At 73.7% G+C, this 12,647-nt stretch carries 11 protein-coding genes; 4 read left to right on the top strand and 7 right to left on the bottom strand.

Features of this window, described 5'->3' with window-relative positions; all coding sequences use genetic code 11:
- Positions 1 to 38: 38 nt before the first annotated feature.
- Together ASF78_RS16895 and ASF78_RS16890 are read right to left on the bottom strand one after the other, a co-directional pair.
- Entirely contained in the window at positions 39 to 2,732 is a 2,694-nt protein-coding gene (locus tag ASF78_RS16895) for a molybdopterin cofactor-binding domain-containing protein (protein ID WP_056592124.1), read from the bottom strand.
- On the bottom strand, positions 2,729 to 3,529 hold the full coding sequence (locus ASF78_RS16890; RefSeq protein WP_056592122.1) for a xanthine dehydrogenase family protein subunit M: 801 nt from the start codon (positions 3,527 to 3,529) through the stop codon (positions 2,729 to 2,731). The genes ASF78_RS16895 and ASF78_RS16890 overlap by 4 nt, the downstream gene beginning before the upstream one ends.
- 70 nt (positions 3,530 to 3,599) lie before the next feature.
- Between ASF78_RS16890 and ASF78_RS16885 the strand changes: the two genes are divergently transcribed.
- Positions 3,600 to 3,995 (top strand): VOC family protein, encoded by a 396-nt coding sequence (locus tag ASF78_RS16885; RefSeq protein ID WP_056592120.1) that lies wholly within the window; start codon positions 3,600 to 3,602, stop codon positions 3,993 to 3,995.
- Here the strand turns inward: ASF78_RS16885 and ASF78_RS16880 are convergent.
- The 3 genes from ASF78_RS16880 to ASF78_RS16870 all read right to left on the bottom strand — a co-directional run bounded on the left by ASF78_RS16880 (position 3,989) and on the right by ASF78_RS16870 (position 6,069).
- On the bottom strand, positions 3,989 to 4,825 hold the full coding sequence (locus tag ASF78_RS16880; RefSeq protein ID WP_056592117.1) for a class II glutamine amidotransferase: 837 nt from the start codon (positions 4,823 to 4,825) through the stop codon (positions 3,989 to 3,991). The two genes, ASF78_RS16885 and ASF78_RS16880, sit on opposite strands and share 7 nt — an antisense overlap.
- An 83-nt stretch (positions 4,826 to 4,908) precedes the next feature.
- Entirely contained in the window at positions 4,909 to 5,574 is a 666-nt protein-coding gene (locus ASF78_RS16875; protein ID WP_056592112.1) for a hypothetical protein, read from the bottom strand.
- Positions 5,575 to 5,577: 3 nt separating this feature from the next.
- Complete coding sequence (locus tag ASF78_RS16870) at positions 5,578 to 6,069, bottom strand: MarR family winged helix-turn-helix transcriptional regulator (protein ID WP_056592109.1); 492 nt, start codon at positions 6,067 to 6,069, stop codon at positions 5,578 to 5,580.
- 81 nt (positions 6,070 to 6,150) lie between these two features.
- Here ASF78_RS16870 and ASF78_RS16865 point away from each other — a divergent pair, with 81 nt between their 5' ends.
- The 3 genes from ASF78_RS16865 to ASF78_RS16855 all read left to right on the top strand — a co-directional run bounded on the left by ASF78_RS16865 (position 6,151) and on the right by ASF78_RS16855 (position 8,150).
- Positions 6,151 to 6,762, top strand: coding sequence for an NADPH-dependent F420 reductase (locus tag ASF78_RS16865; protein WP_056592106.1), 612 nt, complete (start codon positions 6,151 to 6,153; stop codon positions 6,760 to 6,762).
- Positions 6,759 to 7,610: a VOC family protein gene (locus tag ASF78_RS16860; protein ID WP_056592104.1), complete on the top strand. Its 852-nt coding sequence runs from the start codon at positions 6,759 to 6,761 to the stop codon at positions 7,608 to 7,610. The genes ASF78_RS16865 and ASF78_RS16860 overlap by 4 nt, the downstream gene beginning before the upstream one ends.
- 135 nt (positions 7,611 to 7,745) lie before the next feature.
- Complete coding sequence (locus tag ASF78_RS16855) at positions 7,746 to 8,150, top strand: GNAT family N-acetyltransferase (protein WP_056592101.1); 405 nt, start codon at positions 7,746 to 7,748, stop codon at positions 8,148 to 8,150.
- A 49-nt stretch (positions 8,151 to 8,199) separates the two neighbouring features.
- Here the strand turns inward: ASF78_RS16855 and ASF78_RS16850 are convergent, their stop codons facing one another.
- Complete coding sequence (locus tag ASF78_RS16850) at positions 8,200 to 9,774, bottom strand: HNH endonuclease signature motif containing protein (RefSeq protein ID WP_056592098.1); 1,575 nt, start codon at positions 9,772 to 9,774, stop codon at positions 8,200 to 8,202.
- Between the two features lie 100 nt (positions 9,775 to 9,874).
- Positions 9,875 to 12,580 carry a helix-turn-helix transcriptional regulator gene (locus ASF78_RS16845; protein ID WP_056592095.1) on the bottom strand — a complete coding sequence of 902 codons (2,706 nt, stop codon included), beginning with the start codon at positions 12,578 to 12,580 and terminating at the stop codon, positions 9,875 to 9,877.
- Positions 12,581 to 12,647: the final 67 nt, after the last annotated feature.

Here is a 12,647-nt window from a genome sequence, read left to right as displayed (position 1 = left end):
CGCTCACGGCCCGTTGACGTCCCGGGCGGGGGCCGGGGTCAGGCCTGCAACAGGCGCCAGAGGCGGTCGGCGGACATCGGGAGCTCGTGCGGGCGGATGCCGACGGCGTCGCGGATCGCGTTGGCGAGGGCGGGGGCGACCGGGTTGTACGGGGCCTCGCTCATCGACTTGGCGCCGAGGGGTCCGAGGTCGTCGGCGGTGTCCGCGAAGAGGACCTCGGTGCGGGGCAGGTCGACCATCTGCGGCACGTGGTAGCTGCGGAACGACGCGGTGGTCACGCGGCCCTCGTCGTCGAGGCGCATCTCCTCGTAGAGCGCGGTGCCGATGGCCTGACCGGTGCCACCCTCGACCTGGCCGCGCAGCTGCTCGGGGTGCAGGACGGTGCCGGCGTCGACGGCCTGCACGGACCGCAGGACGGTGACCTCGCCGGTCGCGGGGTCGACGGCGACGCGGAACCCGTGCACGTTGAACGCGACGGAACGCGGGGAGCCGTCGTGGGTGCCCTGGCCGGCCAGACCCGGCGCGGCACGCGCGATCTCCGTCAGGGGGACGCCGCTCGCGGACTCGGGGGTGAGGTCCTGGGAGTCCCAGGTGCGGGGCTCGTCGCTCGGGTGGTCGCGCAGGGCGGCGGCCGCCGAGAGGATCTTGGTGCGCAGCTGGAGGGCGGCGCGGTGCAGGGCGAGGCCGGCGACGACGACGCCGGCGGACCCGAACGCGCCGGTGTCGTACCCGGTCACGTCGGTGTCGGACTGCCGGATCACGATGCGGTCGACGGTGGTGCCGAGCGCCTGGGCCACCAGCTGGCCGTGCACGGTCGTGGTGCCGTTGCCGAACTCGGTGGTGCCGACACTGATCTCGTACCGGCCGTCGTCGAGCAGGCGGACCGATGCCTCGGCGTAGTGCCCGCGCGGGGCGATGGTGGCGATCATGGCGACGGCCGTCCCGGCACCGACGTGCGTGCCGGGCGGCGCCGGCAGGTCCGCCGAGCGGTCGGCCAGGGCCGCCTCCACGAGGTCCAGGCACTGGTCCATGCCGTAGGAGTGCATGTCGAGGTCGCCCACCTCGTCGGGGTCGGCGACGAGCAGCCGGTCGCCGGGCACGACGACGTTGCGGCGGCGCACGTCGAACGCGGAGATCCCGACGGACTGCGCGAGGTCGTCCATCGCCGACTCGACGGCGAAGATGACCTGCCCGAGCCCGTACCCGCGGAACGCCCCGGACGGCAGCGTGTGGGTGTAGACGGCCTCGGCGTCGACCCGCTTGTTGGCGCACCGGTACACCGCCACCGACTCGCTGACGCCGTGGAACATGACGCCGGGTCCGTGGTTGCCGTACGCGCCGGTGTCGGTGAGCACGTCGATGCGCATCGCGGTCAGCACGCCGTCGGCGTCGGCGCCCAGCTCGACCTCGACGCGGACGGGGTGCCGGCTGGGCACGATCGTGAACTCGTCGGCCCTCGTCATCTCGTACTGCACCGCCCGGCCGGTGCGCAGGACGGCCAGCGCGACGACGTCCTCGGTGAGCAGCTCCTGCTTGCCGCCGAACCCGCCACCGACGCGACCGGTGAGCACCCGGACCTTGGCCGGGTCGAGCGCGAAGATGTGCGCGATCTCGTCGCGGACCAGGTACGGGACCTGGGTGCTGGTGCGCAGGACGAGGCGGCCGTCCTCGTCGAGCCAGCCGCGGGTCGCGTGGGTCTCCAGGGCCGCGTGCGACACGCGCCTCGTGCGGTACGTGCCGCGGACGCGGTGGGCCGACGCGGCGAGGGCGTCGGAGACGGACCCCATCTCCGCGTGCAGCTGCGCGACGACGTTGCGGCTCGGTTCGGAGATGCGCGCCTCCGGACCCTTGTCGCCGTGCACGAGGGGAGCGCCCGACGCGCGAGCCTGCTCCGGGTCGAGGACGGCGGGCAGCACCTCGTACTCGACCTCGATCAGGCGCAGGGCCCGCGTCGCCTCGCGCAACGACTCGGCGACGACCACGGCGACGCGCTGCCCGTGGAACCGCAGGACCGGGTCGAGCACGCGGGTGTCGTCGGGGTCGTCGAGGCGACTCTCGTGGCGGGCGGTCGAGAACAGGGTGGTGGGGGAGTCCTCGTGCGTGAGGACGGCCAGGACGCCGGGGGCGGCGAGGGCGGCGGTCGTGTCGATCGCGACGATGCGGGCGTGGGCATGGGGGCTGCCCAGCACCGCCAGGTGCGCGAGGTCGGTGGTGGCGACGTCGAGCGTGAACGGCTCGCGCCCGGTGACGATCCGGCAGGCTGCAGGGGAGCGGACGGACCGGCCTGCGTCCTGGCCGGGCACGGGGTCGACCGTGTTGCGGCGACCGGCGACGGCGTCGCAGATCGACCGGTAGCCGGTGCACCGGCAGAGGTTGCCCTTGAGCAGGCGGGCGGTCTCCTCGTCGTCGGTCGTGAGCCCGAGCCCCGCCACCGTGGTGACCAGCCCCGCGGTGCAGAACCCGCACTGGAACGCGGCCGCGTCGATGAACGACTGGCCCACGCGCGGGTCGAGCCCGGCGACCGTGGTGACGGCTCGCCCGGACGCCCGGTACGCGGGGACCAGGCAGGAGTGCGTCGGCCGACCGTCGAGCAGGACCGTGCACGCCCCGCAGTCGCCGGAGTCGCAGCCCTTCTTCACCTCGACGTGCCCGTGCTCCCGCAGCAGCGTCCGCAGCACCTGCCCGGGAGCCGGGTCGGCGTCGACGGGCGCGCCGTTCACCTCGAACCTCATGCGAGCTCCTCCCGCACCTGCTCGGCGAGCCGCAGCGTCATCGCCCGGCGCCAGTCGGGGGATCCGTGGGGGTCGTCGTACCAGTCCTCGACCGCGTCGACGGCGGCAGCGAGCTCGTCGGGGGTCGGCAGGGTCGGGAACGCGAGGCGGTGGGGGTGGGTGACCCCGGCGGTGAGGGTGACGACGAGCCCGCCGGCGTCGTCGCGACGGCCCACCACGATCGCTCCGGACCTCCCGTGCCGGGTCAGTGCGATGCGGCGGAACGCGACGGGCTGGGCGAGCACCTCGGCGGACAGCTCCACGGACCGGAGCACCTCGCCCGGGCCCACCGAGGTGGTGCGCACGCCCGTGACCAGCGACGCGACCGGCTCCCGGCGCTCACCGCCGTCCGGCGTCCACACCAGGGCTGTCGCGTCGAGGGCGACCGCGAGGGTCGTGAGTGCCCCGGCGGGCAGTGCCACGCAGATGTTCCCGCCGACGGTCGCCCAGTCCCAGATCTTCTCCGAGGCCACCAGCGACCGCGCGCACTGCTGCACGAGGTGCTGGGACCGCCAGCCGGGGACCGGGGGCAGGTCCGCCAGCGACCGGATCGTGCAGGTCGCGGCGAGCGTCAGACCGTCGGCCGTCTGCTCGACCGAGGGCCAGCCCAGGGTCGTGAGGTCGACCAGCTCCTCCAGGCCCGGCTGCGGCTCGGAGAACAGCCACGTGCCCCCCGCGAGCGGCGCGCTGCGGGGGCCGAGCGCGAGCTCGGTCCGGTCGTGTGCCGCGCGGATGCGGTCCAGCGAGGTGAGGTCCATGGTCTGCCCGAGTGAACCGTACCCACGTGTCCGGCGTGTGACGACGGGCCGATCGTCCTAGCGTCGGACCATGACGACCCGGCACCTGCGCCAACCGACCCTCGACTGCGCCGAGCCGCGCGAGCTCGCCGAGTTCTACCGGCAGCTGCTCGGCTGGGTCTACGCGGACGGTCACGAGGAGACCGACCCCGCAGGCGACGACTTCCTCCTCCTGGTCGACCCGGACCGTCCTGTGCGGCTCGCGTTCCAGCGCTCGGACGCGACGGTCGCGCCCTGGCGCGTGGGTGCCCGGGTGCACCTGGACCTCGACGTCGACGACCTCGACGTCGGGCACGAGGACGCTGTCCGGCTCGGCGCGCGACCGCTCACGGGGACGCCCGAGGAGGAGGGGCACGCCGACGACCCGTTCCGGGTCTACGCGGACCCGTCGGGACACCCGTTCTGCCTGTGCCTGGCCGGTCAGTGAGGTGAGACGGGCTCGAACCCGACGAGCTCCTCGTGCCCGGCGTCGATCATCAGGCAGGTGCTCTCGGGCACCTCGTGCCAGGCGCCCTTGAGGTCGCCGAGGGGCTCCGAGACGACGATCCGCGTCGAGTCGGCGAGGTCGTGCAGCACCGGGTTCTCCGGGTACTGCTGCTTGAGCACCGCGACGTCCGCGTTGTGGAACAGGGACCGGCTCTGCCCCTCGGTGGAGTACCGGAACGCCCACACCCGCTGCCCGTCGGTGGTGCACACGGTCATCTGCACGGGGAACGCGATCCCGTGGGCGCGGCCGACCTCCTCGACCAGACCGACCGCGCGGGCCACGGCGGCGGGCGGGTCGTCCTGGAGGCCGAACGTCAGGGCGAGGTAGAACAGCACCTCCGAGTCGGTCGACCCCTCGATGAACGGGAACAGGTCGGGGTCGACGGCGAGCACCAGGTCCCGCTTCATCGAGGTGAACCCGGCGAGCAGCCCGTTGTGCATCCAGAGCCAGCGGCCGTGCCGGAAGGGGTGGCAGTTCGTCTGCTGCACGGCGGAGCCGGACGTCGCGCGGATGTGCGCGAGGACCATGCCGGACCGGACGTGCCCAGCCAGCTCGCGCAGGTTCCGGTCGCTCCAGGCCGGCTCGATGCTGCGGAACACACCGGGCGTCGGGGAGGCCTCGGTGTACCAGCCGACGCCGACGCCGTCGCCGTTGGTGGCCTCCGCCCCGAGCCGGCTGTGCAGGCTCTGCACGACGAGCGAGTTCGTCGGCTTGTAGAGCAGGTCGTCGATGAGGACGGGCGATCCGGTGTACGCGAGCCAACGACACACGACGGCCTCCCTCGCCCGGCCGCCGCGGCGTCGGGGTTTCCCGTGGCTCGCAGCGGCGCGACCTGGTCACCGTCTCGCGCGCGTCACGGGATGGCAAGCCACGGCGCGTCGGGAGTGCGCTCGTCGTACTCGCCGCCCGGGCCGCAGCCGCCCACGTAGCCCTCCCGCATCCGCGGGTAGACCTCGGTCCAGTACCGCAGTGCCAGGGCGCGGGCCTCCGCGGGGGAGGCACCCAGGGCCTCGGCCATCGCCACGTCTCGCTGGACGGCGGCGCACTCGGCGTGCGCCTCGTTCATGATGCCGACCATGTGCATCGTCTCGTGGGTGACCACGTGCACGGCGATGACCTGGTCCAGGCTCGGGTCCGCCTTGCTCGACCCCAGCCAGGCGCGCAGGTTCGCGCAGGTCCCGAACTTGATCAGGGTCGCGCGCTCCGGGATGCCGTCGGCCCCCCACGCGACGAAGCCGAGCTCGGGACCGAGGTCGACGAACGCCTGCCCGAGGCTCTGGCAGTTCACCTGCACCGGGCCGCCCGCGATCTCGCTCGCCGCGCCCTCGAGCTGGTGCTCGACCCACGCCTCGACCGCCAGCGGGATCGCGAAGCACAGTGCCAGCCCGAGCGAGAGGCCGACGCTGATCTTGGGGAACGGGCTGATGCGGCCCATCCAGTCGACGCGCCGGCCCATCCATCGCACGACGAGAACGCCCGTGAGCGCGAGGGACCCGATCAGGCCGAGGGCGAGGAGCACACCTCAGTCATCGGTCGTCGGCGCCCCGACCATGACGTGCGCCGGGTCGAGAACCTCGAGGATGCGCCCCATGATGCGATCGAGGGCGGCGACGTCCGCCGCGGTCAGGGGGTCGATGACGGTCTCCCGGACGATGCCCACGTGCCCGGGCGCCGCGGCGACCACGGTCGTCCAGCCGGCGTCGGTGAGGACGGCGTTGGTCGCCCGGCGGTCCTCCGCGCACGCCTCCCGGCGCACCAGCCCACGCTTCTCCAACCGGGAGACGACGTGGGAGAGGCGTGCGAGGGTGGCGTTGGTGTGTGCCGCGAGAGCGGTCATCCGCAGGGTCCGGTCCGGCGCCTCGGAGAGCATCGCGAGCGTGAAGTACTCGAAGTGGCTCAGGCCGGAGTCGCGCTGGAGCTGGGTCTCGAGGGTGCCGGGGAGCAGCTCGACGACCGCGATGAGCTTCTTCCAGGCGCTCAGCTGCTCAGCGCTCAGCCATCTCGTGTCCGTCACGACATCGACCGTACCAAATACTTGACGCCACAACTATAAGGCGTACAGTACTTGTAGCAACAACCAATCGAGGAGGACGCTATGAGCACGGTGACGGTCGTCGGAGCAGGCAACATGGGTGCGGCCATCGCGTGGCGGGTGATCGCGGGCGGGAACGACGCGCAGGTGCTGACCCGTACGCCGCTGAAGGTCGCCATCCCCGGTGCGAAGCACGGCACGGTGGGGGACCCGATCACGGGGGACATCGTCGTCCTCGCGCTCCCGTACGGCGCCGTCGCCGAGGTGCTCGCCCAGTACGAGGGTCAGCTCGACGGCAAGGTCGTCGTGGACATCACGAACCCGGTCGACTTCGCGACGTTCGACTCCCTCGTCGTCCCGACGGGCAGCTCCGCCGCCGCGGTCATCGCGGAGGCCGTGCCCGGAGCCACGGTCCTCAAGGCCTTCAACACCACGTTCGCCGCGACGCTCACCAGCGGCGAGGTCGGCAACGAGCGGACCACCGTCCTCATCGCGGGCGACGACGCCGACGCGAAGGCTGAGCTGGCCGCCGTGATCAGCGCCGGCGGGTTGCGCGCCGTCGACGCCGGATCGCTCAAGCGTGCGCACGAGCTCGAGTCGTTCGGGTTCCTGCAGCTCACGCTCGCCGCCGCCGAGCAGACGTCGTGGACCGGCGGGTTCGGACTGACGGCATGACCGAGATCCTCGACGCCCGCACCGACGTCGGCGCCGTCACCCTCAAGGTCGGTGACCTCGACGCGATTACCGACTACTACGCGCGCGGCATAGGCCTGAGCGTCCTCGGCCAGGAGGGCGACCGCGTCACCCTCGGCCGGCAGGGCGTCCCGTCCGTCGTGCTCGAGCACACGCCCCTGCTCAAGCACGCGCCGTCGTCGGCGGCCGGGCTCTTCCACACCGCGATCCTGTTCGGGGAGCAGAGCGACCTCGCGTCGTCCGTCTTCTCCGTCGCCCGGCACTTCCCGTCGTCGTTCACCGGCAGCTCCGACCACCTCGTGTCGAAGGCGCTGTACTTCGACGACCCCGAGGGCAACGGCGTCGAGCTCTACTGGGACCGGCCGCGCGAGCAGTGGGGGTGGGAGAACGGTCGCGTCGCGATGGCCACCGAGTACCTCGACCCGAACGGCTTCCTGCGGGAGAACCTCGTCGACCCCGACGCCCTCTCCGGGGCGGCCGCCGTCGGCCACGTCCACCTCAAGGTCGGCGACATCGCCACCGCCCACCAGTTCTACGTCGACATCGTCGGGTTCGAGATCACCGCCGAGTACGGCACGCAGGCGCTGTTCGTCTCCGCCGGCGGCTACCACCACCACCTCGCGATGAACACCTGGCAGAGCCGCGGAGCGCAGGGCCGGTGGCCCGCGCTCGGCCTCGGCGAGGTCACCATCGAGCTGCCCACCGACGACGAGCGCGGGGCCCTCGGCGCCCGGCTCGCAAGCCGCGGGGTCGCTGTCCGTGACGACGGGCGCGTGCTGACGTTCGAGGACCCGTGGAACAACGAGATCAAGGTCGTCGTCGGGTCCTGACCCGATCGGTGGCGGCCGGCACGTCGACTCGGGTCGGTCCTGGCGGCCCGACCAGCGGCAGTCGTCAGGCCCGCGTCTGCGTTTGCGCAGGTCCTCCGATGTCGGGTCCGCGCGTCGGCCGATAGCGTGCCGCGCATGCCTGACGTCCGCCGTGGCCGCGCCGACGACCTCTCCACCGTCATCGCCTTGGGCGGCCCCTCCGAGGAGGTCCCCGGGTGGCTCGACGCCGGGGCGCTCCGGGTCGCCGAGCTGGACGGCCGGGTCGTCGGGTTCGCCGTCGTCGAGCCCACGTTCTTCGGGCACGAGTTCGTGGTGCTCGTACGCGTCGCCGACGACGCCCGCCGCCGAGGTGCAGCGCGCGCGCTCCTGCAGGCCATCGACGACGACCGCGCCACCGAGAAGGTGTTCACGTCCACCAACCTGTCCAACGCGCCCATGCAGGAGGTCCTGCGGCAGCTCGGCTGGGAGTCGTCGGGAATCGTCTACGGACTCGACGAGGGCGACCCGGAGCTCTTCTACCGCGCACCACCCGGAGGGTGAGGCCCGTCCGCCCGTGCCTACCCCGACGCGGCCGGGTCTGAGCTGAGCGCTATGGCTCGTCGTCGTCACTCTCGGGCGCGTTGACCACATCACCACGTCGGCCGCGGACGACGTAGCGCATGGGTCGGCGACTGGTGGCGGGAGCGACCGAGCCTCCGGCGGCGTCTCGCCGTCGGGTCCAGCCGGGTGGTTTCTCGAGGCGGTGGATGTGCAGGTCGAGGCGGTGGGTCTGGGTGTGGTGGTAGCGGCACAGCAGGGCGGCGTTCGGGACGGAGGTGGGGCCGGTGTCGCGGTCCCACCAGCGCACGTGGTGGACCTCGCAGCGTGAGGCGTGCTGCTCGCACCCGTTCCACACGCACTGCCCGTCGCGGGCGACCACCGCGCGGCGTTGCGCCGCGGTGAACAGGCGTCTGGTGCGTCCGACGTCCAGGGGTAGCCCTTCGGCGGTCATGACGATCCGGGTGATCTCCGCCTCGCACAGCGCCCGGGCAAGCTCCGACATCGCCACCGGTGTCCCGTCCTCCAACGTCGCCGGGACCACGGGCGCCCAGGGCAGCTCGATCGGCGCACACACCCGACGCGCCGGATCGCCGGGTGTCACCTGGCCGCCCTGCTCGAGCCCGTCAACCAGCAGATCCTGATCCGCGGCCGTATCCGCACTGTCCAGGGCGCGTTGGTGGGCGATCAGCTCGGCCACGGTCTCGGCCGGCACGAGCAACGACAGGTGCGGCCGACTGCCCGCCCCCGTCGCCGCAGCCCCCGTACCCGCGCCCGCGATCGCGGGCGAGTCGTCGGGAGTCGTGCTGGAGGAACGGTGGGCAGGGCTGCCCGTGCAGGCCTTTTCCGCCAGCATGGTCAACGCGTCGGCGGACGCCTGCCCTGGGGAGCGTGTCTCGTCGGGGATCTGCCCCATCGCATCCAACGCGATCCGTAGGCTCTCACCGGCGACCCGGTCCAGGCGACCCTGGAGGAACACCCCGTGCGGCTGGGTCGACATCGAGAAGAACCGCTCCCGGTGCTGCTCGTCGTGCGCGCTCTGCAACCCGGCCGGATCCTTGGCCGCCACGAACCGCGCCAACGACCGCGCGAAGTCCGGCGCCGACTGCGACCGCGCCATCGCCACCACCGTGGCCTGCACGTCCGGGGTCCGCAGCACCGCCGCCACCTCCGGCGTCGACGTCGCCGCCACCCGCGCCAACGCATCCAGGTGCCCCAGCGGCACCGACCCGTCGCGCACCCCCGCGGCCACGGTCCCCATGGAGACCAGCGCGTCGGCCTGCCGCACCACCCGGGCCGCCTCACCCCACCCCGAGCGCGACACCCGGGCCTGCGCCGCCTCGAACGACCGGTCCCCGGGGCGCTGGGTGTCCCCAGCGGCCCGGTCCGCGACCAGTAGGTGCGCCCGCGCCTCAGCCAACGCAGCCTCGCTGATGCGCACCGCGACCAGCGCCGAGGCTCGCTCACCAGCGGCCCACGAACCGCTGCCCCGAGCGGCCACAGCGAGAAGAGCAGCAGCATCTCGCACCCGCACCGCCACGTCGGCGGCCCCGACCACAGCATGCTCGGCGGCACCCGCACACACGGACGACACCGCGTCTCGCGCACCGACCTCCGTATCGAACATGTGTACGAGTCTAGGTGCTGACGCAGATCAGATCAAGGCTCTGACCTGCGCAAACATATCCACAGGTACCTCACCGAGCCGCCCACAGCCCGCACGCGCGTCACCCCGGGATCGCGTCCGCCAGCTCCTCACGCGACCGGATCCCGAGCTTCAGGTACACGTTCCGCCGGTGGTACTCGATCGTCTTCGGGCTGAGGAACAGGGCCGCGCCGGTCTCCCGGGTGGTCCGCCCGCTCGCGAGCATCCGGGCGACCTGCAGCTCCTGCGGCGTCAGGTGGTCGAGCCCGGTGGCGCTGCGGCGCTGGGCGGTCTCTCCGGTCGCGCGCAGCTCGGTGGCGGCCTGGTCGGCCCACGGGACGGCGCCGAGGCGCTCGAACGCGGCGAGGGCGGTGCGCAGGTGCGGGCGGGAGTCGACGCGGCGCTTGAGGCGGCGAAGGCGTGAGCCGTAGGCCAGCTCGGTGCGGGCTGCCTCGAAGTCGTCGGGCGTGTGCTGGTGGTAGGCGAGGGCGACGGAGAAGCACACGTCCACGTCGGCGTCGGGGCAGGTCAGGCCCGCGGCTCGGGCGGCCCGGGCGAGCGACCAGGGCTGGCCCTTGGTCTCGGCGCGCTCGGTGAGGGTGCGCGCGAGGGCGCTCGCCTCGTCGGCCATCCCGAGGTGCACCATGGCCTCGACCATCTCCGCGGCGGGGGACAGGTCGACGTCGACGAGGCCGAGGTCGGTCAGGACGGCGTCGAGCTCGCGGTACCGGCCGAGGGCGGCCTCGGTGCGGCCGAGCCCGAGCTCGAGCTCGGCGAGGGCCGTCATCGCCCAGGTCCGGAAGAACCCGAGGTGGTGCTCGACGGCGAGCGCCAGGGCCTCCTCGGCGTGGGACCGGCACTCGTCGGCGTCGCCGCGGCGGGCCTCCAACCAGGACAGCCCGGCGAGGCACGCGGTGACGTCGGTGGCCTGCCCGGCCTCCTGGGCGAGCTGGATCGCCTCGGTGTACCCGGCGACGGCGTCGTCCCACCGGTCGGTGGTCGCCTGGTCGCGGGCGACGTAGAAGAGCAGGATCGGGAGCCCGCCGATGTCGCTCCGACGTCGCGAGTGCGCGACGACCGTCGGGATGTTGTCCCGGCCGACCGCGCTCTCGCGCAGGTACAGCGGCGCGACGACGAGCCAGGGGGCCAGCTGGGGGTCGTCGAGGAACGTGTCGACGTCTGCCGACGCCGACCGGAGGAGCTCGGGCCCGCCCGCACCGGCGAGGATGTCCGCCACGGAGATCGCCATCGCCCCGACCCACCGGGCCGACGGGGTCTGCGGGTCGAGCCCGCTGATGAGTCGCGCCGCGGTCTCGGCCGTCCCGACGTCCCCGGCGAACTGGCTGGCCAGGATGGCTTCGGCGAGCAGCATCACGGCGGTGTCGTGGTCGTCGTCGGCGGCGCGTGTCCCCGCGGCGAGGTAGATGTCGCGTGCCCTCTCGACCGCCCCGGTCCGCGCGGCGACGGCGCCGTCGAGGGCGGCGGCGCGCGTGCGGAGCGCCGGCGGCTCGGGGAGGGCGGACGCGCGGTCGAGCAGGTCGCGGGCGGCGTCGGGGAGGCCTGCGCGCCAGGCGCTCTCGGCCGCCGAGACGAGTCGCTGCGCGCGGTCGGCAGGGTCGGGGGTCAGTCGCGCCGCGCGTTCGTACCCTGCCGAGGCCACGGCCCACGCACCGCGCGCTCGCGCTCGCCCGGCGGCGTCGTCGAGCACCTGCGCGACGGACGCGTCCGGGGCGGCCGTCGCCTCGCCGAGATGCCACGCGCGCCGGTCGACGTCGGCGGCGGGTACCGCCTGGGCCAGGGCGGCGTGCACCGCACGACGGTCCGTGGGAGGTGCCTCGGCGTAGATGCCGGACCGGACGAGGTCGTGGCGGAACGCGATCCGGGTGGCGTCGACGGTGAGCAGCCCGCGGCGCGCTGCCTCGTCGAGGTCGCCGACGGTCACCCCCAGCAGCGCGCAGGCGCTCGCGACGGTCGCGAGGTCGCCACCGCCCGCGGCCGCGACGAGGAGCGCCGTCCGGGTGTCCGCCGGGAGTGCGTCGGCACGACGCGCGAAGGTCCGGGCCAACGACGCCGGGACCGGGACCGGTGCGCCGGGCGGCAGGGCGTCGAACCCTTCGTCGGTGAGCTCGAGCAGGGCGAGCGGGTTGCCGCCGGCCGACGCGAGCAGCCGGGACCGCGCCTCGCTGGAGAGCCGGTGACCGAGCCCGGCCGCCAGCGACGCGGCGTCGGCAGCCTCCAGCCCGCCCACCACGAGCTCGGGGAGCCCGGCCGAGCGCACCACCGACGGTTCGTCGCGGGCGGCGAGCAGGACGACGACCGGGTCGGCGGTGAGGCGTCGGGCCGCGAAGCACAGCGCCTGCGCGGACGGCGGGTCGAGCAGGTGGGCGTCGTCGACGACCACGGCGAGCGGTCGGTCCTCGGCGACGCGGCTGAGCAGGCTCAGGACGGCGGCGCCGACCGCGAACCGTTCGCCGCCGGACCCGGGCAGCAGCGCGAGCGCCGAGCCCAGGGCCTCCGCCTGCGGTGCGGGGATGGCGTCGAGCTGGTCCAGCACGGGGCGCAGGAGCTGGAGCAGCCCGCCGAACGGCACCTCCCGCTCGGCGTCGACCCCGGCCGCGCGCAGCACCCGCATCCCCGCGTCGGTCACCGCGGTCGCGGCGTCCTCCAGGAGCGCGCTCTTGCCGATCCCTGCCTCGCCGGACAGCAGGAGCGTGCCGCTCTCGCCGACGCGCGCGGAGGCCACCAGCCTGCTGATGACCTGCCGTTCACGCTCGCGTCCGACCAGCACGGATCGAGTCTAGGGAGCACACCAGGGGGGTCCCCTGATGCGATCCCCGGGTGGTCGCGGCCAGGGT

This window comes from Cellulomonas sp. Leaf334, from assembly GCF_001424195.1.
Taxonomy (GTDB): Bacteria; Actinomycetota; Actinomycetes; order Actinomycetales; family Cellulomonadaceae; genus Cellulomonas.
This window is presented reverse-complemented; position numbering and strand designations above follow the sequence as displayed.